At 68.0% G+C, this 26,034-nt stretch carries 21 protein-coding genes; 12 read left to right on the top strand and 9 right to left on the bottom strand.

The features are described from left to right. Window positions 1-167 precede the first annotated feature (167 nt). Window positions 168-2,864 (bottom strand): DUF4331 domain-containing protein, encoded by a 2,697-nt coding sequence (locus tag ACE37B_RS15455; RefSeq protein ID WP_409924218.1) that lies wholly within the window; start codon window positions 2,862-2,864, stop codon window positions 168-170. A 227-nt stretch (window positions 2,865-3,091) separates the two neighbouring features. On the opposite strand from ACE37B_RS15455, the gene ACE37B_RS15450 reads away from it, so the two are divergent. Further along, complete coding sequence (locus tag ACE37B_RS15450; protein WP_409924217.1) at window positions 3,092-3,466, top strand: VOC family protein; 375 nt, start codon at window positions 3,092-3,094, stop codon at window positions 3,464-3,466. A gap of 37 nt (window positions 3,467-3,503) precedes the next feature. On the opposite strand, the gene ACE37B_RS15445 is transcribed toward ACE37B_RS15450, so the two are convergent. Both ACE37B_RS15445 and ACE37B_RS15440 read right to left on the bottom strand, forming a co-directional pair. Continuing rightward, window positions 3,504-4,286 carry a cytochrome b5 domain-containing protein gene (locus ACE37B_RS15445; protein ID WP_409924216.1) on the bottom strand — a complete coding sequence of 261 codons (783 nt, stop codon included), beginning with the start codon at window positions 4,284-4,286 and terminating at the stop codon, window positions 3,504-3,506. 37 nt (window positions 4,287-4,323) lie between these two features. Next, window positions 4,324-5,148 (bottom strand): PepSY domain-containing protein, encoded by an 825-nt coding sequence (locus tag ACE37B_RS15440; RefSeq protein WP_409924215.1) that lies wholly within the window; start codon window positions 5,146-5,148, stop codon window positions 4,324-4,326. A 238-nt stretch (window positions 5,149-5,386) separates the two neighbouring features. Here ACE37B_RS15440 and ACE37B_RS15435 point away from each other — a divergent pair, with 238 nt between their 5' ends. The 6 genes from ACE37B_RS15435 to ACE37B_RS15410 all read left to right on the top strand — a co-directional run bounded on the left by ACE37B_RS15435 (window position 5,387) and on the right by ACE37B_RS15410 (window position 11,268). Next, the gene (locus tag ACE37B_RS15435; protein WP_409924214.1) at window positions 5,387-6,046 is read left to right on the top strand and encodes a response regulator transcription factor; all 660 of its coding nucleotides are present in this window, start codon (window positions 5,387-5,389) and stop codon (window positions 6,044-6,046) included. Beyond that, a complete protein-coding gene (locus ACE37B_RS15430) occupies window positions 6,043-7,452 on the top strand; it encodes an ATP-binding protein (RefSeq protein ID WP_409924213.1) in 1,410 nt (469 codons plus the stop codon). The genes ACE37B_RS15435 and ACE37B_RS15430 overlap by 4 nt, the downstream gene beginning before the upstream one ends. 184 nt (window positions 7,453-7,636) lie before the next feature. Next, entirely contained in the window at window positions 7,637-8,362 is a 726-nt protein-coding gene (locus tag ACE37B_RS15425) for a TetR/AcrR family transcriptional regulator (RefSeq protein WP_409924212.1), read from the top strand. A 75-nt stretch (window positions 8,363-8,437) separates the two neighbouring features. Further along, complete coding sequence (locus ACE37B_RS15420; RefSeq protein ID WP_409924346.1) at window positions 8,438-8,845, top strand: DUF3237 domain-containing protein; 408 nt, start codon at window positions 8,438-8,440, stop codon at window positions 8,843-8,845. Between the two features lie 116 nt (window positions 8,846-8,961). Beyond that, window positions 8,962-10,443 carry a sulfatase-like hydrolase/transferase gene (locus ACE37B_RS15415; RefSeq protein ID WP_409924211.1) on the top strand — a complete coding sequence of 494 codons (1,482 nt, stop codon included), beginning with the start codon at window positions 8,962-8,964 and terminating at the stop codon, window positions 10,441-10,443. A gap of 114 nt (window positions 10,444-10,557) precedes the next feature. Next, window positions 10,558-11,268, top strand: coding sequence for a hypothetical protein (locus tag ACE37B_RS15410; protein ID WP_409924210.1), 711 nt, complete (start codon window positions 10,558-10,560; stop codon window positions 11,266-11,268). 68 nt (window positions 11,269-11,336) lie between these two features. Here ACE37B_RS15410 and ACE37B_RS15405 read toward each other — a convergent pair whose 3' ends face one another. After that, a complete protein-coding gene (locus ACE37B_RS15405) occupies window positions 11,337-12,692 on the bottom strand; it encodes a carotenoid oxygenase family protein (protein ID WP_409924209.1) in 1,356 nt (451 codons plus the stop codon). Window positions 12,693-12,837: 145 nt separating this feature from the next. Next, window positions 12,838-13,446, bottom strand: a complete 609-nt coding sequence (locus tag ACE37B_RS15400; RefSeq protein ID WP_409924345.1) for a TetR/AcrR family transcriptional regulator — start codon at window positions 13,444-13,446, stop codon at window positions 12,838-12,840. A gap of 238 nt (window positions 13,447-13,684) precedes the next feature. Between ACE37B_RS15400 and ACE37B_RS15395 the strand changes: the two genes are divergently transcribed. Continuing rightward, entirely contained in the window at window positions 13,685-16,477 is a 2,793-nt protein-coding gene (locus tag ACE37B_RS15395; RefSeq protein WP_409924208.1) for an MMPL family transporter, read from the top strand. 9 nt (window positions 16,478-16,486) lie between these two features. On the opposite strand, the gene ACE37B_RS15390 is transcribed toward ACE37B_RS15395, so the two are convergent. Continuing rightward, window positions 16,487-17,176 (bottom strand): helix-turn-helix transcriptional regulator, encoded by a 690-nt coding sequence (locus tag ACE37B_RS15390; protein WP_409924207.1) that lies wholly within the window; start codon window positions 17,174-17,176, stop codon window positions 16,487-16,489. Between the two features lie 127 nt (window positions 17,177-17,303). On the opposite strand from ACE37B_RS15390, the gene ACE37B_RS15385 reads away from it, so the two are divergent. Together ACE37B_RS15385 and ACE37B_RS15380 are read left to right on the top strand one after the other, a co-directional pair. Then, window positions 17,304-17,735, top strand: a complete 432-nt coding sequence (locus ACE37B_RS15385) for a VOC family protein (RefSeq protein WP_409924206.1) — start codon at window positions 17,304-17,306, stop codon at window positions 17,733-17,735. Between the two features lie 176 nt (window positions 17,736-17,911). Beyond that, window positions 17,912-19,453: an L-lactate permease gene (locus ACE37B_RS15380; RefSeq protein WP_409924205.1), complete on the top strand. Its 1,542-nt coding sequence runs from the start codon at window positions 17,912-17,914 to the stop codon at window positions 19,451-19,453. 38 nt (window positions 19,454-19,491) lie between these two features. On the opposite strand, the gene ACE37B_RS15375 is transcribed toward ACE37B_RS15380, so the two are convergent. Continuing rightward, window positions 19,492-19,827, bottom strand: coding sequence for a DUF1971 domain-containing protein (locus ACE37B_RS15375; RefSeq protein ID WP_409924204.1), 336 nt, complete (start codon window positions 19,825-19,827; stop codon window positions 19,492-19,494). Between the two features lie 196 nt (window positions 19,828-20,023). Here ACE37B_RS15375 and ACE37B_RS15370 point away from each other — a divergent pair, with 196 nt between their 5' ends. After that, entirely contained in the window at window positions 20,024-20,794 is a 771-nt protein-coding gene (locus ACE37B_RS15370) for a hypothetical protein (protein WP_409924203.1), read from the top strand. A 99-nt stretch (window positions 20,795-20,893) separates the two neighbouring features. Here the strand turns inward: ACE37B_RS15370 and ACE37B_RS15365 are convergent, their stop codons facing one another. Next, window positions 20,894-21,769 (bottom strand): fructosamine kinase family protein, encoded by an 876-nt coding sequence (locus tag ACE37B_RS15365; RefSeq protein ID WP_409924202.1) that lies wholly within the window; start codon window positions 21,767-21,769, stop codon window positions 20,894-20,896. Window positions 21,770-21,895: 126 nt separating this feature from the next. On the opposite strand from ACE37B_RS15365, the gene ACE37B_RS15360 reads away from it, so the two are divergent. Then, the gene (locus ACE37B_RS15360; protein WP_409924201.1) at window positions 21,896-24,619 is read left to right on the top strand and encodes an ATP-binding protein; all 2,724 of its coding nucleotides are present in this window, start codon (window positions 21,896-21,898) and stop codon (window positions 24,617-24,619) included. 69 nt (window positions 24,620-24,688) lie between these two features. Here the strand turns inward: ACE37B_RS15360 and ACE37B_RS15355 are convergent, their stop codons facing one another. Beyond that, entirely contained in the window at window positions 24,689-25,990 is a 1,302-nt protein-coding gene (locus ACE37B_RS15355; protein WP_409924200.1) for a GGDEF domain-containing protein, read from the bottom strand. Window positions 25,991-26,034: the final 44 nt, after the last annotated feature.

Raw genomic sequence — 26,034 nt, 5'->3', positions numbered from 1 at the left:
GGAACGTCGGCGGGGAGATGGACGGCAAGGCCGACGAGCGGCCGGCCGCGCCAGGACGAGATCGGGGCTCCGCACATGCAGGCGATGCGGGAGCGCCGGGCCGGTGTCGGCGAATCGAGATGACTCGCCGACACCGACCCATGCCGTTGCGACGGCTCAGGGTGAGGTCAGTTCCCGACCAACTGCGTGTTCGGGAAGAACCCCATGACGTCGGCGGTGATGTGCGCCGCCGCCGAGGTGTAGACGCACACTCGTCCGCTGTCGCCGACCGACGCTGCAACCAGCATCGAGTTGTTGACACCTGCCGAGTAGACACCGCTCGCCGTCTCCGGCTGCGTCGTGCCACACTCGAACACCGCGAAGTACCCGTTCGTCTCGGCCTGGATGGCCGCGAGGTTCAGGTACACCGTGCCGGCGCCGGCTGGGACCATGGTGCTTCCGGTTCCGGTGACTCGCACCTCGATGAGTTCGCCCGCGATGGGCTTGTCACCGCTGTAGCCGATGCGTCCACCGGCGACACCGGCGCGCGTCTCGAGCAACCGTTCGGGCACGACGGCGACGTAGCCGGATCCCGCCGGGTACGAGCCTTGCAGGTCGGCGACCAGCTCGGTCCCGACGGTCGTGTACAAGCAGACCGTCCCGTCGGCGGAGACCTTCGAGACGAGCAGGTTGCCGCGCACGTCACCACCGGGCATGTTGAGGTTCGCCGTCACCGGGCGGTCCTCGTCACAGGGGTAGGCGGTGACGAAGCCGGTGCCGTCGGCACCGATCGACGTCACGTTCAACACGACGGCATCGACGTCGTCGGGGAGCGCGGCACCCGGCGTTCCGGTCACTTCGACGACGACGACGTCGTCGGCCGATGGCGTTGCACCGCTGAAGCCGACCGGGCCGCCTGCGACGTTGGCTCGGGTCTCGAGCACCCGCTCCGGCGCATTCGGCACGAACGAGGACGAGGTCGGGTGATACGCCGACACATCGACGATCAACTCCGTCGACGTCGACGTGAACACACAGATCGTGCCGTCGTCACCGACCTCGGTGATCGCGAGGTTGCCGATGTTGCCACCGGCGATCGGATTGACCGTCGCGGCGTTCGGGAGATCGTCGTCACAATCCGCGTAGACCGTGACGAATCCGTTCGCCTCGGTCTGGACCGACGAGACCGTCACCACGATCGCCGAGGCATCCTCGGGAACGACGTCGTTCACGTCCACTTCGATCTGCTGTCCGGCGACGGGCTTCGTCCCCGAGTAGCCGACCTGGGTGGCGGCGCGAGTGTCGAGCACGCGCACCGGATCGATCTGCACGATCTCCGGTGCCCGAGGCGTGCGCTCGGTCCCGTTGGTCACGCTGTCGAGGTGCGGCAGCGCCACATACGGGAACGAGTCGGAGAACTCGCGGTCGTTGCGATCGACGGAGTCGAGCGTCGCCAATGCGCTGACGTCGGCACCGCCTTCGTAGACCGCACCTTCGACCACCCGCAGGGCGATGTCGACGACGTCGTCGGTGAGACGGCGACCGTTCGGGAAGCCCTGCAGGTCACCGGCGAGCACACCGAGCGCCTGCGGCGACGCCGTCGGCGGCACCGCCATGTTGAGACGGAGCATCTCGGACGGGACGATGTCGGCCTGATCCACACCGGCGTTCAGCGCCAGACTGTTCAGGTCGGCGGCGAGAGCGGGATGCTGGTCGGGATCACCGAGGCCACCGTTCGCGACGCTGACTCCCTGGAGGAAGATCTCCACCAGATCGGTTCGTGGCTCGTCGCCCGGATCCGAATTGTCGCCGTCTCCGTTGTTGTCGCCCGGGACCGGAAGGCCATAGATCGCCGACACGAGCGGCGGCAGGATCGGCATCGTCACCGACTCGACGACGGCGGGAACGGTCGCGTCGACGGTCGGATCCACGGCGTTGAACGTGTCTTTCAACGCCAGCGGGATCACCACCTCGTTGACGAGCGGGTTCCCGAGTCGTGAGACCTGCGTGAACTCGGCGCTGTTCGACGACCCGTCCGCGTTGCGCGACGTCGGGCGGTCGGTGGTGCTCCACACGCCGATGACCGGATTCGCGGTCGCGTCCTGCCCCAGCGCCACCAGATCCTTCGGCACTTGCACGGCGATCGTGTTGACGTTGTACCCCGCCAGCGTGTCTTCGCCGACCTCGCTGGCATCGGCACCGTAGAGCAGGTCGAAGACGCGCAGATCGAGGAAGAACGGATCGTCGGACTGACCGGCGTACGACCTGAGGTCGCCCGCGGTTCCCGACGCGACCGCTTCGTCGACGAGCGCCTGATAGTCGGGCGTCGACGCTGAGCCCGCCGCTGACGGCGCTGCGATCGCGTCGCTCAGCAGCGGTGTGACCGCGTCGTCGGTCTCGTCGAGCAGTGTGCCCATCAGGTCGCGAACCACGAGGTCATACGTCTGGTAGACGTTCAACTCCGGATCGGTCACCGAGTCGAACGGACCGGTGTTGTTGAGGAACTGGCCGGGGTCCTTGGTGATCGTGGTGAACGTCCACGTGTAGACGAGATCGGCAACGGCATCGCCGTCGTGGTCGATGTTGATGTTGTATCGAGTGTCTTCGGCCCAGGGGTAGAAGTTCGGCCCCCCGTTCGGTTCGGCGAACGGCAGCCAACTCGCGATCATCGTCACCGTGTCCGGATCGTCAGGGCTGACGAAGGCATAGACGTCGGTGTTGTCGGCGCGAGGGTCGCCGGCGATCAGCGGGGCCTCTCGGTGGCTCGACGCGGAGAGGCCGGTGGGCCCGGTCTGGACGACGGCGATGGTGGCCAGCATCGCCACGCTCGCTCCGAACGCGACCGCCGGCTTCCACCTCCCCGTTCGTTCGGTAACTGCGTTCATCGATCGATGTCCCTTCGTTGGTTTCCGTGTGCGGCCGACGAAGTCGCCAGCCGTGTGCCGGTCGGCACAGGGCTGGTTCGCACCGAAGGGTCGGTTGGATCACCTCTCGTCGCGTCGATGTCGACCGACGACTCGACGGACAGTTCGCGGGACGGCTCGACGGACCGTCCACCGGCGGTTGGGAGTGGTCGGTTGACAGCGGAGGACCAGCGGTCCAGAGTGAGGGCATGCAGCCCCCGTCCTCGCCGGCGATCACGTCGCTCGGCGTGCATCACGTGTCGATCAACGTCACCGACGCGGCGGCGTCGGTCGACTTCTACACCCGTGTGCTCGGCCTGAGCGAGCGCACCGATCGTCCCGATTTCCCGTTCGCGGGGGCCTGGCTCGACGTCGGAGACCAGCAGGTTCACCTGCTCGAGGTCGACGTCCCTGACGACAAGGGCCAGCACTTCGCCATCCGAGTCGCCGATCTCGCCGCCGCGGTGGCGTCACTGCGAGCCCGCGGTGTCGCCGTCACCGACCCCTCGCCCGTCGGCTCCAGCCTGCAATCGTTCCTCCACGATCCGTCCGGCAACCGCATCGAACTGCATCAACCTGCGTGACCGCTCAGCTCGGACACGGTGCCACTCTGGCGCGGCGTCACTCGGCGAGGGTGCCGATCCGGAGCGTGGCGAGCCACTGCTCGGGTTCACCCTGGCCACCGTGCTCGCCGAGGAAGTCGTCGCTGGCATCGGCCCCACACATCTCCTCGACATCGCCAGCACCGGCCGGGTGGCGGGCGATGAAGGTGGTGACGTCGTAGACGGATCCGTCGACGACGGTCCAGCAGTCGCCGGGGGTGGCATGGCGCTCCACTTCCTCCATCGACAGGGTCAGGTCCCCCGGGGCGATCGGTTGCTGGGCCTCGGCGTACTCCTCCTCCCAGACCGCTTCGGCGCCGGAGTGGCCGGCGAGGTACACGAGGGGCAGCGCAGCCAGCGCAGCGACGGCACTCGACGATCGGGCCCCGATCGCCACCGTTCGATGCGGTCGCACGAGCGAGAAGAAGCCGACCACGAGCACGGTGGCGGCCATCGCGATCGACACGGGGATGAGTCGGTTGCCGGCGTCGGCGTGCGCGTTCGGGAGCCCGACCGCTGCGGCGAGTGAGTCTCCGGACGACTTGGCTGCGACCACACCGAGCACGGCGAGCACACTGAGTCCCCACAACGCGGTGAAGGTACGGGCGAACAGCGCTGGCTTCCACGCAGAGACGAGCAGCCAGATCGCGGTGACCGGAAGCGCCACGATGACGCCGTGCACGATCAGCGGGTGCATCGGCAGCGACGAGATCGACGCCCACGTCCCCATCGGGAGCAGCAGGAAGACGATGATGGGGACGATGCCAGCGAGCGCGAGCACCGAGAATCGGCGAATGTTCATGGTGATGTCGACTCCGAAACCAGGGTTCGTGGGTCGGTCAGTCCTCGTCGTAGCCGTCTTGGTACGGACGGACGTCGACGACGTTGCCGGCGAGGCCGAGGTCGACCTCGAAGACCTGACCGTCGGCGGCGCGTACCTCGACGTCCCAGCCCGACCAGCCGTCCTCGGTCTCGCGATCGACGTCGATCGCGACCGACCCGGCGCCCACGGCGTCCTGGGCAGCGGCGACGATCTCGTCACGAGACGCTTCGGAGCCCGCTGCTGCCGTCTGCCACGGCGCCGCACCGCCGGTCGCGTCGCGGTACGCGAGGCCGTCGACCGTGAACACGTCGGCGTCGTCACGATCGTCGTCGATGTCGTAGCGGACACCGAGGGTGACCTCGCGACCCTCGAGGTCGCGCAGCTCCGTCAGCAACGGCTCGGCGGTTCCGTCACCGTCGTAGTCGGCGAAGGCCGGCGCCGCCCACATCCACGGCTCGGGACCGAAGTCGACCTCGACGCCGAGGACGTACCAGTCGTCGGCGTCCTCGCCGGAACGCAAGACACCGCTCAGCTGCTCCAGCCCGTCGACTTCCTGCACCACCGCGGCGGACCCGCCCGGCGCGGAGGTCGCTGCGACGTCGCTCCCTGCGTCGGTGTTGGCGGTCGTTGCCGAGGTGCCCGAGTCGCCGGTCTCGTCCGCCGCGATCGGCGGCGATGCCGTCGGCTCGATGACCGTCGGCTCGGCGGCGGCTTCGATGTCGACCAGTTCGACGGTGTCGACGCCGACATCGGGATCGTTGATCGCGGCGCCGATCGCCACGCCGCCGACAGCGGCACCGACGACTCCGGCGGTGATCAAGATGGTGGTGCGGGTGCGCATGACTCGTTCTCCTCATGTGTTGGGGTCGCCCCGTCGGGGGCGTGATTGACGATCCACATCGTGGCGACGTGGTCTGACGGCGAGCTGAGCGCTTCCTGAAAGCTCCCTTCAGGTTCGAATCAGCTTGCGGTCATCTCCGCGCTCCACAATGCTGCACACGAGCTGCAACCCGGGCGACGGCCGGCGGCAGCTCGGGGCGCCGAACGGTCGGCGCCGCTGCGGACCCGAGGTACCGACGATGGCCATCTTGCTGATCGAAGACGAAGAAGGCATCCGGACCTTCGTGCGACGCGGGCTCGAGGCGGCCGGCTACCAGGTCCTCGTCGCGTCGGACGGCATCGACGGACTCACGATGGCGGTGTCCGACGACGTCGACCTGGTCGTGCTCGATCTCGGGCTGCCAGGCCTCCCCGGTGAGGAGGTGCTCACACGACTCCGTCAGCGCCGTCCCGGCGTTCCCGTGATCGTCTTGACCGCGAAGGATGCCGTCGCCGATCGTGTGGCGAATCTCGAAGCAGGAGCCGACGACTACGTGGTGAAGCCGTTCAGCTTCTCCGAGCTCCTGGCCCGAGTTCGGGCTCGGCTCCGCCACACCGGACAGCTTCGCTCCGACACGATCGCCGTCGGTGGCCTCGTCCTCGATCTCGCCGCGAGGACGGTGAGCGTCGACGGCAAGGTGACCGACCTGTCGGCCCGCGAATTCGAGTTGCTGGAGACCTTCGCTCGCAACGCCGGCAACGTGCTCTCCCAGGTCCAGCTCCTCGACCGAGTGTGGGGATACGACTTCGACGGCTCGTCGAACGTCGTCGAAGTGTACGTGGGTCATCTCCGCCGCAAGATCGGCTCGGCTCGCATCCAGACCGTTCGGGGCGCCGGATATCGCCTCGTCGAGCCGTGAAGCTGACCACCAGGATCGTCGTCCGTTCGCTGCTGGTGATGGCGGTCGCGCTCGGCTCGGTCAGCGTGCTCACCTACGAGTTCGTCCGCGTGTCGGGCCGAGAGGACGTCGACCGGTTCCTTCGCCGCGAGAGCGACCAACTGATCGCCGGGTTCGCCACCGCGGCGCCCGATGCCGCCGGCGCGGATGGTGCGCTGACCGGCACCGAGACCATCGCCGCGGCACGTACGGCGCTGACGATCCATCCGAGCGGCCCACAACACGTCGCGACGATCACCGTCGACGGCATCCGGATCCAAGCGACCGGCGGGCCGCCCGCGGTGTCGGCACTCGCCCGGGGCAGCGACGCCCCTGCGCAGGAGCCCGGTCGTCTTCGCACCATCGACACCGCTGTGGGACCACTTCGGGTGCTCGACGTCGCGATCGTCGATGCCAAGGCGGAACCCCTCGCTGTCGCCACCCTGCTGGCCCCGCTCGATCCGAGCCGGTACGCCGCCTCGAACGCACTGCAGCGCACCGCGATCGCCGGGGTGATCGCGTTGATCCTCGGAGGCGCCCTGCTCGCTGCGATCGTCGGCCGGTCGCTGCGCCCGCTCCGCGACCTGTCGACCGCTGCAGCCGGCGTCACCCCCGAGACGCTCAACGAGCGCATCCCCGTCCCGGATTCGCACGACGAGGTCGAGCAGTTGGCACGCGAGCTCAACGAGATGCTCGAGCGCATCGACGACGACGATCGAACTCGTCGGCGGTATCTCGCCGCCATCTCGCATGAGGTGCGCACCCCGCTCACGGTGGCCGAGGGGCACCTGGAGTTGCTCGAGCACGGTCAGATCGAACCGGCCCAGGCGGCGGCGACCGTCCGCCACGAACTCGACCGGCTCGGTCGCGTCCTCGACGACCTGCTGTCGGTCGCTCGCGGTGTCGACGACGTCGACATCCGTCCCGGCCCGATCTTCCTCCCGGATCTCTTCGCGGCGATCCTCGGGAGAGTCGACGCGCTCGGGCTGCGCCATCGGGTGCAGATCGAACCCGCTCCGCCGACCGCATTCACGGGCGACCAGGCTCGCATCGAACAGTGCGTGACCAACCTCGTCAACAACGCGATCGACCACAACCCTGTCGCGACGAAGGTGATCATCGACGCGACGAGCGACGACGCGACCGTCACGATCCGCGTCGTCGACGACGGGAACGGCATCGATCCTGCGATCTTCCCCCACGTTCGCGAACCGTTCGTGACGACGAGGTCGTCAGGTCATCGACGCTCGAGCGGACTCGGGCTGGCGGTGGTCGACTCCCTCACGCTGGCCCAGCAGGGCAGCCTCCATCTCGACACCGGCCCACACGGGACGACCGCCACGCTCACCTACCCGATCGAACCGCCGATGGAGTTCGAGCCGGTCTGACCGGCCCGAACGAAACGCCCACGCCGTGCTGACGGCGTGCTGTACTGACGGCTGACGGGACACCGCTGACGGCGTACGGGTGACATGCGAACGGCTCCCAGCCGGTGCGCAGACGCAGCCCCTCACCGCGGCGTCGAACCGGAGCTGTTCGCCGTGTCGCTCGTTCAGGCAATACCGTCACGGCGTGGCACGCTCTCCTGACCAACCGACGTCCACGCCCAAGAGCCAGCGCCGCCGCGCCGAGATCCTCGACGCGGCGCGTCGGGTGTTCGAGGCGCAGGGGTACGTCGACACCAACGTCGCCGACGTCATTCGCGTCGCCGGCGGATCGCGCGCCTCGTTCTACTCGTACTTCACGTCGAAAGACGACGTGCTCAGCGTGCTCGTCCACGAACTCGTCGACGACCTGTTCGCCGCCGCTACTCACCCGCTCGACACGTCCGCTTCCGCTGCCGCTTCCGTTGCCGACGGCGGAGGCCGCCTCGGCGACACCGGCCCCGGCGACGCACACCAAGACATCGCACCACGAGCCGTGTCCGAGCGCCTGGCCGGGCTGGAATCGTCGATCCGGCAGTTCATGTACGCGTATCGCGATCGGGCTCCGCTACTCAACGTGCTCGATCAAGCGACGACGACCAACGCCGAGTTCCTGGCGCTTCGCATCGAGATCCGCACCCGGTTCGGCGCTCGCCTCGAGGCCCTCCTCGCGGAGCGTGCAACACGCCGGGCCGACCCCGACGACCTCGAACCACGAACGACGGCGATCGCCCTGGGCGGGATGGTCGAGGACATGGCTCGCGGCTGCTATCTGTTCGGACTCGACGTCGACGAAGAGCAGGCCATCCACACCTTGGCGGTGCTGTGGTCTCGCTGTCTCCGACTCGATCGCGAACGCCCAGCGCAGCCCTGACAGCGCCGGGCGCCTCCTCGACATCCAGGAGTTGACACCCCGTCACCTTTACGCCACGATGGCGCCGTGGATGCCATGACCCTCGTTCCGCTCTGTTCGGTACACATCGAACTGGAGCGGCCCATCAACATCGGGCGCGGCCCGGCCGGACACCGCATGATCGCCGGGATCACCGGCATGACCCTGAGCGGCGATCGCCTGAACGCCTCCCTCGTCGGCTCCGCCGCAGCGGATTGGCTGACCATCGTCGACGGGGTCGCCACGATCGACGTGCGGGCCACGGTCGCCACGGCTGAGGGCGCCCACATCTACGTGCAGTACACGGGTCGATCCGACGCAAGCGCCGGCATGGGGTCGGCGCCGGTCTACGTCAGCGCCCGATTCGAGACCTCCAACGTGCGCTACGACTGGCTCAACCGCGTCGTCGCCGTCGGCAAAGGCGACATGAACGAGATGCGTTACGAGTGGGCCGAGCTCCGGTGACCTCTGGCCGCTCGGAGCCCCCGAGCGCCATCGAGACACCATCGTCGGACGCGGCCGGTCGACCGCGTCCGACCGGCACACGGAGCCCGACGGCAACACCGCGATAGTCTCGGCGCGTGCGAGCCGACCGGCGTCCCAACGTCGTGTTGGTCACCTTGGACCAGTTCCGAGCGGATCATCTCGGCGTCGCCGGCCACCCGTTCGTCCGAACCCCACACCTCGACCGACTCGCTGCTCACGGCGTCCGTTTCGCTCGGCACTACAGCCAGGCCGCGCCGTGCGGGCCGGGACGCGCGTCGCTGTACACCGGGATGTATCAGGCGAATCATCGAGTTGTCGCCAACGGCACCCCGCTCGACGCCGGCTTCGACAACGTGGCACTCGCCGCCCGGCGAGCGGGCTACGACCCGGTACTGTTCGGCTACACCGATCAGGCGGTCGACCCGAGAACGGTGACCGATGCGTCCGACCCGCGGCTCGCGTCCTACGAAGGGATCCTGCCGGGCTTCGAAGCCGTCATGCCCGTCGTCGACGACCAGCGACCCTGGCTCGACTGGCTCGTCGAACAGGGCCATGCCCGCCCGAGTTCGGGGGCGGAGGCCTGGGAGACCGAACCCGATCGCCCAGCCGGCCACAGCCTCGCGGCCTTCCTGACGGGCACGGCGATCGACTGGCTCGAACATCGGCGCATCGAGACCGACCGGCCGTGGCTGCTGCACCTCAGTCACCTTCGTCCTCATCCACCGTTCGCTGCGGCGGGCCACTTCGCCACGATGTACGACCCGAGTCAGACCGAGCCGCCGATCACGCCGCTTCCGGCTGGCGAACGCCATCGGCTGCACGACTCGATGCTGCGGCATCCGCTGGCAGCAGCACCGGACGATGTGGACGAGATCCGATGGCTTCGAGCGCAGTACGCCGGCATGGTGAGCGAGGTCGATCACCAACTCGGTCGGCTGTGGGCGGCGCTCGAGCAACTCGGCTGGTGGGACGACACCGTCGTCGTCGTGACGTCGGATCACGGCGAGTACCTCGGCGATCACGGGCTCATCCAGAAGGGCGGCTGCTTCGAGCCGTCCTACCACGTGCTCGGCATCGTCCGCGATCCTCGCCACGCTGACCAACACGGCACCGTCGTCGACGAGTTCACCGAGAACGTCGACGTGATGCCCACCCTGTGCGACGCGATGGGCATCGCCGTGCCCACCCAATGCGACGGCGTCCCGCTCACCCCGTTCCTGCGCGGCGATGATCCGCCGTGGTGGCGAGACGCAGCGCACTGGGAGTACGACTGGCGCGGCGATCTGATCGAGCTCGGTACCGACGAAGACGTGGCCGCGTGGCCTTGGGACCGCCGTCTCGAGCGCCAACATCTCGCGGTGCGACGCGACGCGGAGTCGGCGTACGTTCACTACGGAAACGGCACCTGGGAGTGCTTCGACCTCGCGGCCGACCCGACCTGGCGCACTCGGATCACCGACCCGGCCTCGATACTTCCCAAAGCGCAGGCGTTGCTCGCGTGGCGTACACGTCACGCCGACCGGCGACTCGCCGGCACGCTGATCGACCACGGTATCCACGGCCGCCCGCCGCCCTGACCACCCCGAGCGACAGAGTGGGTCAGACCCACTCTGTCGCTTTTCTCGGGTCGACCGGCAGATCGATCGAAATGGACGCCGTGCGAGGGTGATGACTCGCTAGTTTCGTCATCCATGTCAACGACACTCCCACGCCGTCGCGCCACCACGCTGCTCGCCCCCGCCATCGCCGCCACGCTCGCACTCGCTGCCTGCGGAGGCGACGACGACTCGGCAGGCGGCTCCATCGAGGACTGGTGCGCCTACGCGGCAGAGGCGGAAGTGGTCGACGCCGTCTTCGACGGATTCAGCACCGGCGGCGACGTCGAGGCCGGAGTCGGCCAGGTCCGCTCGATCGTCGATCGGATCGACGACCTCGCGCCGGCCGAGATCGCCGACGACGCAGCAGCCCTGAAGGACGGCACGCTGCGCCTGCTCTCGGCCATCGAAGACGCCGACTACAGCCTGTTCGACGCCGACCTCTCGTTCATGGCCGAGGACGGCCTCGAGGAGCGCATGGACAACGCTTCGGAGAACATCGACGCGTTCACGCTGCGCGAGTGCGGGCGCGCATTCGGCACCGAGGACAGCAGCAGCGATGACAGCAGCGATGACAGCAGCGATGACGACGACAGCTTCGACCCGGCAGCCGGCAGCATCCGCGACCAACTGCTCGCCCAGTTCGAGGCGATCGGCCTCACCGCCGATGAGTCGAGCTGCATCGCCGACAACCTCGACTTCACCGACCCGGCCCTCCAAGAGGGCGACATCTCCGCGGTGTTCGACGTGTTCAGCACGTGCAACATCCCGCTCGAACGCTTGGCCGAGATCGGCGCCGGCGGCTGACGCCACGCAGTCGCCGCTTCCGACGTCCGTACCAGCGCCGAATCCGGCGGACGGGCCTCGGGAGCGGCTCAGCGGAGCGCGGCGTCGGCGACCCAGTTACCGTGCGCGCCGTAGGGAACCCGCTGCGGCAGATGCACGGTCGCGACCGGAGCAGCGGTGAAGTCCTGGGCATCGACGATGATCAGGCGGCTGCGGTCGCTGGACGTATCGTGCGCCAGCGAGATGATCCAGCCTTCGTCTTCGCCGGCATCGTCTGACGCGGGCACGAACACCGGCTCCGCGCCGCGGACGCCGTCGCCGAGTTGGTGCTCCCAGCACTGCCCGCTGCGCAGGTCGTACTTCCACAGCGCCGATCCGTACACCGGCTCCTCGGCGTTGCCTTCGCCGGCCATGGCCATCAGGTAGCCGTAACGGGCATCGAGTCCGACCAACCGATCGTCGACGCGCCCGAAGTCGCCGGGTCGATCGTCGACTTGTTCTTCGGTGACCGTGCCAGCCGCCAGGTCGATCGTCCAACGCCAGAGACGACCGACCTGGGCGTAGTCGTCGTTGCTGGTTCCGAACGCCTCGGGCTGACGCGACACGTGCAGCACGATGCGACCATCGCCGTCTTCGTGGGCGTTGACGGGGTGGAACACGTAGCAGGGGTCGATCTCGAACCACCGCACGTCGGCGTTCGTGCCGCCCTCACGGGGCATCACGCCCAGGCGGGCGCCGGCGCTGCGATCGAACGCGAACGGCAGGCCGCTCTCGATGGCTCCGAGATCGAACACCACGGGCAGATCCATGAACACGACGTGGTGCCGCGTGACGTTGAAGTCGTGCATCATCACCATGTTGGGGATGTCGATGCCCTCGAGCTGCTTGAGCTGCCCGTCGGCGCCGATGCGGATGTAGTGGAGGTACGGCGGCTCCATCCCGAGGTAACTGAACGCGAGCAGGTCGCCGGTTTCCGCGCAGATCTTCGGGTGCGCAGTCATCGAAGTCGTGAGCGCACCGCCCCAGTTCTGGACGCCGACCGTGTTGAGTTCGCGGTCGATACGCCACGGCCAATGTCCTTCTTCCAGGCAGAGGATCTCGCCGTTGTGGACGTGCACCGACGTGTTCGCCGTCCCGCGGGTGAGATCGCTCATCGACGACATCGGGTCGCCGCCCGGATCGGTGATGTTCGGCGTCTGGATGAAGCGGTTGCGGTACCACTCGGCCTTGCCGCCCGACAGCCGCACGCCGTGGACCATGCCGTCACCGAAGAACCAGTGCGCCGACGAACCGGACGCCGGATTCGGTCCGGTCCGCAGGTACGTGCCTTCGAGTTCGGTCGGGATCACGCCGTCGACACGCAGTTCGGTGTCGGTGATCTCGTCGAGCACGGGAGCCCAATTGCCTCGGAGATGCCAGGGCAGGTCGGTGTCGGTCATGGTCATCGCAGTCCCCTTCGATCGGTGGCTGCGAGTCTCCCACGACTCGCCCACCGTTCCGTGCCCGAGCGGCACGGCGTCGCGTCCGATTCGTCCCGCTCAGCGCGCCTGGTACTCGTGCCTGCAGCTCCGACCGGTCAGCGCCGACCGGTCAGCGCCGCACGAACGCGTCGAAGAGCACGCCGATCAGGCGGTGCAAGCGAACGTCGGGACGCTCGGGAGGCGCACCCAGGTTCTCGGCGATCTTCGACATCACCCCGTCGAGTTCGACGAGGCCGTGGATCGACGACCACGCGAGGATCGCCGCCGCGTCGACGTCGAGTCCCGGGTTCACCTCGTCGCGCACGGCTTCGACCGTCGACACCAGATGCATGAACGCGCGCAAACCTTCCGCTTGGAGATGCGGGTCGTCGGGATCGTGCAGCGTCTCGTCGAGCATCACGGCGTAGTGGCCCGGGTTGGACCGAGCGACACCGACGTAGGCGACCGCGCACGCAGCGAAGCGTGACCGAGCGTCGAGACCGGCCGACGACGTCGCGTCGCCGAGGGCGTCGGCGAGCGCTGCGAGCCCTTCGGTTGCCACCGACGTGAGCAGGCCGCGCGAATCGCCGAAATGGTGTGCCGGCGCGGCATGCGACACGCCCGCTCGGCGCGCCACCTCACGCAGGCTGAACCCGCCCGGGCCGCGTTCCGCGACCAATTCCGCGGTGGCCGCACGCAGCGCGCTGGGCAAGTCGCCGTGGTGATAGCTGTCTGGCATTCGGTTCACCTCTCAGACCGTCGTGTCGACCGTCACGCCGGTTGTCCTGTCGCATGCGGCGCAGACCGTCCGTGCGGTCGTGCGGTCGTGCGGCAGAGGTCACACGACCGACGGTTGACATTGGCAAGTTTGATCTTTACGTTGTCATCTTGCCAGTGTCATCTTGTCACTGTCACCGTACCAGCTGGTGCCACGCCAACCGGCACGCCATTCGACATCGCACAGGACGGACCACTCCATGCTCGACCCCACCCCGAACCTCGTTGCCGACACCGCTGCGGAGTCCGAGCAACGCCTCGGCTCGCCGAGCCACGAGGTGTCGCCGTCTCGCCACGCTGGGCGCAGCACTCGTGTGGTGGCGTCGCTCGACGCCCGGCTCGGCCGCACCCTCGTCGCCGTCGGCATCCTCACTGCGCTCCTCGTCGTGCCCTTCCTCGCGATGGCACCCGAAGAATCGGCCAGCACCGAGCCCGCCGGTGACGTGTTCACCGCTCGCGACCGCATCGACGAGACGTTCGCGTCGACGGTCCGCGGCATCGGGTTCGTCGTCGAAGATCCGGGCGGCGACCTCCTTCGTGCCACGCCGCTCGGCGAACTGTTCGACGCCCAGCAGCGGTTGCGCACCGACCCCGACCTCGGCCCGACGTTGTTCACCTACTTCGACGTCGACGCAACGGTCGACGCCGTCGGCATCCTCAGCCTCGCCGATCTCGTCGACAGCGAACTGCGATCCACCGACGGCATCGGGCTCGCCGACGCCACCGACGCGCAGGTCAAGCAGGCGGGCGCGGCGGTCATCGAGCGGTACGGACCACGGTCGGATGTCTTGGGCCTGTCCAGCGAGTCCACCCAGACGGCCGACGGCACCTGGGTCGTGCCCGCGATCAACTCGATCGTGCTCGCCGACGACACGATCCTCGGATTCGGGGCTACGTCCGTCAACCTCGGCGGAGACACCGAGCCGGAGAAGTACGACCGCGAGATCCAAGAGGTGCTGCGCACCGCCAACGACCTCCAAGTCAACGGCATCGCGATCGACGTCAACCTCACCAGCCAGGAGCAGGGGGCGATCGCCGGGCCGTTCATCGGCTTCACGATCCTCGCCGTGCTGTTGATGGTCGGACTGACCTTTCGGAGCTACTGGATTCTCGCCACCGTCAGCGCAGCGTTCCTGCTGCTGATCATCTGGTTGAAGGGCATCACCAATCTGATCGGCTTGAAGGACGACCTCGTGCTGTCGCTGATCGTGCCGATCGCCATGGTCTCCTTCGGTGTCGACTTCGCGTTCCACGCGATCGGCCGCTACCGCGAAGAACGCGCAACGGGAGCGTCGGCGACGCCAGCGATCGTCACCGGTCTCGCCGCGGTCTCCGGCGCACTGCTGTTGGCGCTCGCCTCGGACTCGATGGCCTTCCTCGCCAACGTCACCTCGGGCATCGAGTCGATCACCCAGTTCGGTATCGGAGCCGCCATCGCGTTGGCCTCGGCATACGTACTGCTCGGCGTCGTCACCCCACTCGTCGTCGCTCGGATCGAAGCCGACGTGGCACCGCCCACGCCAGGTCGTCGATCGACCGCGTGGCGGATCGGCGGCTCGATCGCCGCTGCCGCGATGACGATGGGTTCGGTGCTGCTGATGGTGTTCCTGCTTCCGTGGCTCGGCATCGTGCTCGCAGCGGCGACGATCGGCGCAATCATCGTCGTGCCGTACCGCCGCCAACGGGGCCGGCTCGGCGACAGCCTCGCTGTCGGCGAGACGCCGGTACGCGACGCAAGCCACGGTGTGGCCGCGCCGATCGGGCGCGCCATCAGCGCGATCGCCAGGCGCCCCCGCCTCGTCGTACCCGCGGCCATCGTGGTGACCGCAGCCGCCGCCACGCTCGCCGTCCAGGTCCCGGCCGAATTCGACGTCGAGGACTTCTTCGCCGCCGACACCGACTTCGTCGTGGGGCTCGATCAACTCGACATCCACGTCGGCGACCGAGGTGGCGAACCCGCGCTGCTCTACGTCGAAGGCGACCTCGGCGACCCTGCCGCACTACGCGCCGTTCGGACACGTCTCGCTCAAGTACAGACCCTCGACACCCCGTCGCTCGCCCGCACCGAATCGGGCGATGTCGACATCGATGGCGGCGTCTTCGAGGTGTTCGCTGCCACGTGGGAGTCGCCGGCCATGGTCGCCATCGTCGACGATCTCGCCGGCGTCACGCTCACCGACGAGGACGGCGACACCATTCCCGACACCCGCGAGCAGGTCGAAGCGCTCATCGCCGTCGCCTCCGACACCGGCATCCCGTTCGACGCCGAACGTTCGATCCTCACGCCCGACGACGTCCGGACCTCGATCGTGCTCGACGGGTCCTCTGGCTCGACCGTGTTCGAGCTCGGACTCGTCGACAGCCGGGCACAGGAATCGGTGGCGGCTGCCAAGGCCGATCTCGAACCGATCGCCGACGCGATCTCGGCCGACCTGGGCGGCACGTTCGTACAACTCACCGGGAGCCCGTTCATCCGTGAAGGCTCGCTCGACGGCACCAACCGGGCGCTCCAGGTGTCGCTGCCGACCGCTGTGTTGCTGTGTCTCGCGGTGGCAACGACGTTCCTGCGCTCGATCCGCTACGGACTCGCGAGCATCATCCCGATCCTCATGGTCGTGGCGTGGCTCTATGCGTTCATGGAAGTCGCCGGGTACGCGATCAATCTGGTCACGGCCACGATTGCTGCGGTGTCGATCGGGATCGGCATCGACTTCGCCATCCACTTCATCGCCCGCTACCGCGAGGAGTTGGAGCGCACCGGCAACCGGGCGACGGCCGTGTCGATCACGGGCGAGGGCACCGGGGTCGCACTGGTGGCGTCGGCGGCGAGTTCCGCGGTCGGCTTCGGCATCTTGGCCTTGGCACCGATGCCGCTGTTCGCTGCCTACGGCTTGTTGACCGCGCTGATGATCGTGATGGCGTTGGTGGCGACGCTCGTGGTCCTGCCCAGCGTCTTGGTCCTCGTCACTCGCGACGAGCCCGGGAGCGCGTGACCGGCGGGATCACGGGACGGCGATGTCGTCGGGAACCCATCCGAGCGTGTGGTCGACATCGTGTCGATCCGCCGCTCGGGTGGTGAGTCGGGCGCTGCGAATCCGGTCGAGACGGAAGATGCGTCCCCCCTCGCGAAGGTGGCACCAGCCGATCAGAAACCATCCTTCGGCCCCGTTGTAGAAGCCAACCGGATCCACGCTCCGAGCCGTGGCCGTCCCGTGCGCGTCGACGTAGTCGAGGTTGACCACGACCTGCCGTCGAACCGCCTCCTCGACGGTTCGACGCGCCCGACGGGAGGCCGCGGGCTGCTGTCGCACTCGAATCCGCTGCCGAAGGTCACCGACCGCGAGACGAGTGTCGGTTCCGAGCGAATCGAGCAGACGTTCCGTCGCGGACGTGCCCGCGTCGGTGTACGGCATGTCGGGTCCGGCCGCGGCCACCGCGATGAGGAGCGCTGAGATCTCCGAGGTCGACAGGGCGACGACGGCGGTGGCGTTCGTGTCGAGGCTGACGTGCCCGCCATTCCGGCCGCGCTCGGCGTAGAGCGGGACGCCCGCAGCGCGCAACGCGGCGATGTCACGCTCGATCGTGCGGCGGGTGACTCCGAAGCGGTCGGCCAATGCCCCGGCGCTCACCGGCCGCGTCGCCGAACGGCGGATCGCTTCGCTGAGGGCGTGCAGACGCTCGAGCCGATTCACACCGGCACCTCAGCACCCCGGACGAGTCTCGTCAAGAAGATCCTGCGATATCCGACACTCGGCTGTCGCACCGCTTCCGTACGGTCGAGCGCATGCAGACGACACACCTCTCCCCCACGGTCGAGCGATGACCGCCGAGTCGACGGCGCCCCGCTCCGACATCAGCTTCGGCTACACGATCGTCTACGTCGACGACGTCGACGCGACGCTGCGGTTCTTCACCGACGCGTTCGGCATCGAGCGCGTCTTCCTCACGCCGGAAGGCGACTACGGCGAACTCGCCACCGGGTCGACCGCCTTGGCGTTTGCCTCGACCGACCTGGCCCGAGCCAACCTGGACACGGCCGGGGGCTTCGCCGCGCTGACCACCGACGGGCCGCCGCCCGCCGTCACGATCACACTGCTCGCCGACGACGTCGCCGCCGCGGTCGACGCAGCGCTGGCCGCGGGTGCACATCGCTACGTCGACCCGATCGCCAAGCCCTGGGGCCAGACGGTCGCCTACGTGCTCGACCCGAACGGGCTCCTCATCGAGCTCGCCACGCCGATCGAGCACTGAGACAACGACTGGCGACAACGGGATCGGCCCATCGATCAGCCTGGGGCGGTTGCCGAACGAGAGAGTGCCAGCTGCAGGAACCGGCCATGATGGACGAGGCGGAGCAGCGACGGACCCGGCATACACGAACCGGCACGCACGAGCCAGCATGATGGACGGAACGTGAGGTGGGTGTCGTGAGCTCGTTCGATGCGGTGATGGCCGCGGTGCCGATCGTCGCGGTGCTCGTGATGATGGTCGGCCTCGGCTGGTCGGCGATGCGGGCCGGCCTCGTCGCGGCCGCCGGGTCGGTGGCGATCGCTCTTGTCGTGTTCGACTTCGGCGGAACCGACGATTCGTTCGGACCGGCCGCCGGCGTGATCGGCGTGGTCGCGGAAGCCGCGTGGGTCACGTTGACGGTCGTCGCGATCATCGGACCCGCGCTCGCCGTCCATGAACTCCAGCAACGCACCGACGCCACCGCCACGCTCCAGAACGGCCTGGCGCGGCTCACCCCCGACCCGCGCGTCGCTGCGCTCCTGATCGCGTGGTTCTTCTCGTTGTTCCTCGAAGGCGCCGCCGGCTTCGGCACCCCGATCGCACTCGCCGCGCCGTTTCTCGTCGCCGCGGGGTTCCGCCCGATCGAGGCGGTGAGCGCGGCGCTCGTCGGGCACGCCGTCGGCGTGTCGTTCGGCGCGGTCGGCACCCCCGTGCTGGCCCAGGTCGCGGAGACCGGATTCACCGCCGCCGAACTCGCTCGCGCCACCGTGCCGTATCACACGATCCTCGGCTGGGTTCTGGCGGCGGTGGTCGTGTGGTTGATCGGCAAGGCGGTCTCGACGGGAGGGCCTCCCTGGGCATGGGGTGCACTCGCTGCGGCCACGTTCCTCGGGCCGTACTACCTGATCGGTCGGTTCGTCGGCCCGGAACTCCCGACGCTCGGTGGCGCGCTCATCGGCGTAGTGCTGTTCGTGGTCGTCGTGCGCAGCCGTACCGCGAATGCCAGCGCCGGGTCCCTCGGCGCAGAATCGATCGACGGCGAGTCGACACCATCGTCATCCAGCGATCTGCTGCGCGCCGGTGCGCCCTACCTGGCCATCGTCGTGCTCGTGTTGATCACGAGACTGGTGACGCCGGTACGCGATCCCCTCTTCGACGTGATCGTCGACTGGACGATCTTCGAGCGGTTCACCGGTGCGGTCCGGCCGCTCTATCACCCCGGCGTGCTGCTACCGATCGCGTTCGGGCTCGGAGCCCTGGCACAGCGAGCGTCAGCGGCCGACATCCGCCACGCCATCGCCACGACCAATCGACGCCTGGCGCCGGTCGTGGTCGCGCTGTTGGCGATGGTGACGATCGCACGCACGATGTCGCAGTCGGGGATGACCGACGAACTCGCAGCGGCCGCCGCTGGTGCCGGCGCGGCATGGCCACTTCTCGCACCGGCCGTCGGGGCGCTCGGCACGTTCGTGACAGGGTCCGCCACCGCGTCGAACATCTTGTTCACCGACTTCCAGGTCGCGACCGCCGAAGCGACCGACCAGCCGGTGCTCCCACTCCTCGGCGCGCAGGGTTTCGGAGCCGCCGTCGGCAACATCATCTGCCCGCACAACATCGTCGCGGCCGCAGCGACCGTCGGGCTGTCAGGCAAAGAAGGTCTCGTGTTGCGACGCACTCTGCCGGTCGCCGGTGTCTACGTCGTGCTCGGCGGCGCGTTGGCCTGGATCCTCACGCGCTGACGCGCCCAGTCGAGCGAGCCGTCGATCGGACCGAGCGGTCAGTCGTTGGCCAGACCGGAGCTCTCGGCTCCGTCCGCAGGGAGCGGGCGGTCACGTTCGCGATGGAAATCGATCGAGAAGGTGACCGGCCCGACCACCTCGACGTGATGCAGCCGCTGCGGCGGGATCACGATCGAGCTTCCCGCGGCCACCTCGATGCGCTCATCGGGTTCGTCCTCGAACACGAAAACCAGTGCGCCGGTATGGACGTCGAGTCGCGCCCAGACGCCGGCGGCGACTCGATGCGCTCGTCGGAGCCCACCGGGGTGGTCGTCCTGATCGAACGTCGCGGTGGTCCGCACGTACTCGATCGCGGCCGGCAGTTCGTCACCCATCGATCGCACCCTCCATCATCTCGGTCTCGCCCGACCGTATCCGGCTTCGGACATCTCGAGTCGCCGGTGACAGCGCAGCGACCATTGGAGCAGTTGTGCCCTAGTGAACGTAACCCTCGGCCGACAGTGTGGTCACTGCATCGTTCGTCGCTAACAAGCTCGTCGGCGAACATCAGACCACCTGAAAGGGGTCGCAATGCTCAAGAAACCACTCGGACTACTGGGAATCTTCATGATCGTCGTCGGCATCGGATACTTCGTCGGCGCAGGTGTCGCCTACAGCAAGGTACAGGGCGGCTACGGGTCGCTCCAGTCCTTCAGCGAAGTGCAAGACGTCGAGCTCAGCTACAACGAGGACGGCCAGTTGATCGACCGAGGTACCGTCGAGAACGCGCAAGCGATCCGGTCGCTGCTCGCCGACGACTGGAACTTCCCGATCGTCAGCGGAGATCTCGATCCGAACGATCCGCTGGTCAACACCGCCACGGAATACATGTTCCAGATGGCGACGATCTCCTACCACATCCTCAACGGGACGCAGACGGTCACGTTGATGGAGTCGGACCTGACCGACGCCGACGGCAACGTCGCCACCGAGTTCATGTGCAACGACCAGACCGTCGCCGTGCCGACTCCGTTCCCGGAGGAGGGAATCAGCTGCGAGTTCGAGGTAGACGGTCGCTACTGGACCGGCTTCGACCGCATGGACCCGGTGGAGGGACAGGCCCGTGACATGGCATGGAGCGGCACCGCTCACGCACTCGTCGCCGAACTCGGCGTCGGCGCGGCAACGCACAGCACCCTGCAGCTCGCACTCGGCGTGGCAGCGCTGCTCGCCGGACTCGGCGTGGTGTGCACGGTGATGGGCGGCGCATTCATCTGGCACACCCGCCAGACGATGGCGCTGGCAGCTGGTGCATCCACCGGACCGGCGAACGAACCGGCTTCCGAGTCGACCGACGCCTGATCACGCAGCGACTTGATCACACGGCGACAGAGTGGGTCAGACCCACTCTGTCGCCGAGGCGCGTTCGCTCATCCGACGACGATCGCCACACGTACGAGGTCAGATCGCCACGACCGCCTCCAGCGCATGATCGGTCGCCGCCGTGTACTGGCCGCCGAACTTGACGGCGTGGGCCACCAGCGGCGCGAGTTGGTGGAGCGGCACGCGTGTCTGCCAGCCATCGGCCAACGGCCACTCGTCCTGGTAGCCCTCGAAGCTCTCCGGGCCGAACCCGCCGAACAGGCGCATCATGGCCAGGTCGTACTCGCGGTGGCCGCCGTGGCACGCCGGGTCGATCAGCCACGAACGGCCGGATCCGTCGATCATTCGATTGCCAGCCCAGAGATCGCCGTGGAGCCGAGCGGGCGGCTCGGGCGGTCCGCCGACCTGATCGAGTCGTTCGATCACCTGGTCCAGCGTGGCGAGCGTCGAGTCGGGAAGGGCTCCGCGACCTCTGGCGATGATGGCCAATGCCCTCAGGCGTCGCTCCCCGTAGAACTCGACCCACGATCCGCAGGGGTCGTTCGACAACGCGAGCGACCCGGTCGTTCGACGATCCTCACGACCGAACGACGCGAAGCCCACTCGATGCAGCCGCGCCAACGCTCGTCCGAACGCGCCTTCCCCCTCGGCGGTCGAGCGCGTGGCCGGCTCGATCCATTCGAGGACGAGCCGAGGCGGCGAGCCGTCGTCGCCATCCGACACAGCGAACACCTCCGGCACCGCGAGCTCGTCTGGCTCGCGGAGCCATCGAAGCCCGTGCGCCTCCGTCGTGAAGAAGCCCGGCGGCGGGTCACGGTGCGTCTTCGCGAACACGGTCCGTCCGTCGACGAGGTCCATGCGAAACGACTCGGCCACGTCGCCGCCCCCGAGGCGGTGCGCGTCTCGAACGTCGCTGCCGAGGTCGTTCGACACCGCGTCGACGAGAATCCGCATACGCCCAGTGTGTCAAGACGTCGCCGGTTGCGGTGACGGCAGCGGCGAGGCCACCGCGTCGACGACGCTGGAGCGAGTCTGCGCCGCTCTGGCGATTCCGGGTGCGACTCCGCTAGACCAGACGGAGTGAGCGAACTCCCGACCGGAACGGTGACCTTCCTGTTCACCGACATCGAGGGTTCCACGGCGCGTTGGGAGCAGCAACCCGCCGAGATGGACGTCGCGCTCGCCCTGCACAACGAGATCTTGCGCGACGCCTTGCATCGACACGGTGGCGTGCTCTACGAGACAGCGGGCGACAGCTTCGTCGTCGCGTTCGCATCGGCACCAGCAGCGCTCGAGATGGCCGTGTCGAGCCAACATGCGCTCACCCACGCGACATGGCCCGCCGGTTTCGAGGCGCTCCGCGTCCGAATGGCGATCCACACCGGCGCAGCCGAACTACGCGACGGCGTCTACGTCGCACAGCACACGCTGTCGCGTCAGGCACGCATCTTGGCGGTGGCGCACGGCGGACAGGTGCTCGTCTCACGACCGTCCTTCGACCTCGTCGCCGATCACCTGCCACCCGATGTCACACTGCGTGACCTCGGGGAACTGTGGCTCAAGGATCTCATCGAACCCGAGCACGTCTTCCAGGTCGTCGCGTCCGAACCGACGTGGTCGATGCCGGCGGACTTCCCGCCGTTGCGGGGCCGTGATGCCCGACCGGGCAATGTGCCGATCCCTGCGCTGCCGTTCATCGGCCGTGCAGACACCGTCGAAGAGATCGCTCACATGGTCACCGAAGGTCCGCTGCGCGCCACCACGTTGCTCGGCTCGGGTGGCATCGGAAAGACGCGTCTCGCGTTGCGCACCGCGGAGCGGGTCCAGCACCGCTTCCCCGACGGCGTGTTCTTCGTCGACCTCGCGTCGGTCACCGAGCCCGAGATGGTCGCCCCGGCCATCGCTGCGGTCATCGGGCTCGACCAACGCGACGGTCAGGCGGCGGTCGATGCGCTCGAACACCACCTGTCGGATCGCGAACTGCTGCTCGTGCTCGACAACCTCGAGCAGGTCGTCGATGCCGCGCCACGCATCGCCTCGCTCCTCGCGGCTGGACGGCGACTGCGGATCCTCGCGACGAGTCGCATCCCGCTCCAGATCCTCGGCGAAGCGCAGTATTCCGTGGCACCGATGCGTCTCCCCGATCCGGACGGCCCCGTCGTCGTCGAGCAGCTCGCCAAGGTCGAAGCGGTCGCCCTGTTCGTCGAGCGCGCCTGCGCAGCCAAGCCGTCGTTCGCACTCACGAGTGACAACGCCGCCACCGTCGCGGCGATCTGCCGGCGTCTCGAAGGCATCCCACTCGCGCTGGTGCTGGCCGCTGCTCGATCGAAGGTGCTCACGCCCGCGTCGATGCTGGCTCGACTCGACGACCGTCTCGGCGTCCTGACCGGCGGTGCCACAGATCTGCCGGCTCGCCACCAGACGCTGCGCAACACGCTCGAGTGGAGCTACGACCTGCTCGACGACGATCAGAAGTCGTTGTACGCGCAGTGGTCGGTCTTCGATGGTGGCTTCCGGATCGAATCGGCCGATGCGGTCCGCGTCGGCGATGGCGACGGGGCACTCGACGTGCTCGACGGCATCACTGCGCTCGTGGACAACAGCCTGTTGATCCCCGACGACACCTCGGACGGCGACACGCGCTATCGCATGCTCGAGACGATCAACGAGCACGCCAGCGAGCGATTGCACCAACAGGGTGACGCAGAGCTCGTCGAGCAGTTGCACGCACAGCACTTCCTCGAACTCGTCGAGCAGGCTGCACCGCACCTCGAAGGCGAACACATCGAGAACTGGACGCTCCGTCTCGAAGAAGAGCACGACAATCTGCGGGCAGCGCTCGCGAGAGGTGTCGCCCGATGCGACCGTGGCGACCCTGCGGCGGCGCCACTCGTGGTGCGCCTCACCGCAGCGCTTTCTCTGTTCTGGCACGATCGCGGCCACCTCACCGAAGGCGAGGAGCATCTCGAACGCGGTCTGGCGCTCGTGCCGATCTGGAACGACAACGCCGCCGACGCCGACGAGCGACGCCAGGTCGCCGAGGCGTCGGCCGAGATCTGCGACCGGCTCGGTTCGATCGCCCGACGCCGAGGCGACCGGGCCAGTGCGCGCCACTTCTTCGAAGCGTCGCTCGCGACCTACCGCGAGCTCGGCGACCTGCGAGGTCAGGGCCGGGTACTGGCCAGCCTCGGCACGGTGTCGTTCCACGAGGATGATCTCGAGGACGCGCGGCGCTACTACGAACACAGCCTCGAGCTCTCACGAGCGGCTGGTGACCGGTTCAACCAAGTCAACCTGCTGCTCTCGCTCGGCAACCTCGACCGTGACGGCGGTGACCACGAGAGCGCCCGATCGCTCTATGAACAATGCCTGAGTGTGTCGCGCGAGATCCACGAGATCATCGGCGAGAGTGTGGCGTTGAACAATCTCGCGAACCTTGCGCTCACCACGGGCGACCCCGTGCTGGCACTCGACCTCCACCGCCACAGCTTGGAGATCCGGCATCGCATCGGCTTCCGGATCATGCTCGCGGAGTCGATGGTCGGCATCGCATCGGCAGACATCGCGCTCGGGCGAACGCAGCGGGCGGCCCGGCTGATCGGCTACGCGGAGTATCTCGCCGATGCGGTCGGTGGCACGTTCGATCCGATGGAACGACGACTCCACGAGGAGGCCCGTACGACGCTCGACGCCGAGTTGGGCGAGGAGCGCCACGCGGCGTTGCGCGAGGCGGGTCGCTGGCTGCGCTTGGACGCTGCGGTCGCGCTCGCGCTCGAGCCCGACGACGGCGAGCCGGTGGGCTGACGCACCGCCAGCGAACGGTCCGTGTGTGTCGCGGTCCGGACACGTCCAGGTGCGGGGTCGCGGTTCGCGTCAGGCGACGACGAGTTGGCCTCTGCCCGAGCGTTTGCCGCACAGCATGGCCAGGTCGGCTCGCTCCACGCAGTTGCCGGGGCTCGACGTCGACGTCGCGAGCCCGGCGCTCGCCGAGACTCGATCGGGTCCGAGGCCGACCGGCAGCGGCGCGACGATGGCGGCGAGAATGCGCTCACTGATGGACGTGGCCGCGTCGGTGTCGGCCTCCACGAGCAGCACGGCGAACTCGTCGCCGCCGAGACGCGTCACGACGTCATCGGGCCGGCACACCTCGGTGATGCGGCGTGCGACCTCGACCAGCACCTTGTCTCCGACCACATGGCCGAACGTGTCGTTGACCAACTTGAAGTCGTCGAGATCGATGAACAACACCGAACCCGAGGATGTGCAGGTATCGAGCGCTTCGGCGAAACGCGTGCGATTGACGAGACCGGTCAAGGGATCTCGTTCGGCGGCATGCGTGAGGCGTTGCTCGCTCTCCTCGCGACGCAACGCCATCTCGATCGTCTGCATCGAGTCGCGAAGAATCACGTCGATGTTCCCCTCGAACACATACTCCATCGGAGCGAACGAGAGCACCGCGAGTTTCGGCTGGCCATGCAGATGTGCGACAGCGAGATCGGCACTCGCGAGGCCAGAGGCAAAGGCGACCTCGGCCAGTCCGCCGGGAAGGTCGTCGATCCGAAGCACGGTGTGCACAGCGTCGACCGGCCGATTCCACTGCACCGCGACGCCGGCCAGTGAGGCCACCAGCCGACCGAGGTCGTCAGCGATCGCTCGCCCCGGTTCGGTCGCAGACGCGAATCGGTGTCCGTCGAAGTCGGCGAGCAAGAACGACCGGATGGTGAACGCGTCGTCCCATTCCATCGACAGGCTTCTCGCCACGGATGCGGCGACGTCGAGCGACGACGCGCTGGCACCGTAGGCGTGCAACGCTCGCGTCGACGCCGACTCCAACTCATGCGGCATCAGCGTCACGATCCAGACATGTCCATCGTCGACGCGGACGCGTTCGGCACAGCATTCCGCGTCGTGACGTTCGCCGTTGCGGTCCAAGAGGCCGAGCTTGTACGGCAGATGTTTGGATCGGGCACGTCGATCGTCGGGCCAGAAGAACGCGGAGAGCATGGCTTCGTAGTAGGCGGGCGCCACGTAGTCGAGGGCGTTGTTGCCGACCAGTTCGCCGGGCTCGTAGTCCAGCGTGCCGAACGAGGAGCCCATCTGCTGCAGGATCGTGCCGTCGTCGGCGATCACGAGAACGGTCTGGCGAAGGTGCGCCAGCACCACCTCTGCGCTCAACACGGACATCCCCGAGGCGCTCGTATCACTCCGGGTCCCATACA

This window comes from Ilumatobacter sp., assembly GCF_046290335.1.
Lineage (GTDB): Bacteria > Actinomycetota > Acidimicrobiia > Acidimicrobiales > Ilumatobacteraceae > Ilumatobacter_A.
This window is presented reverse-complemented; position numbering and strand designations above follow the sequence as displayed.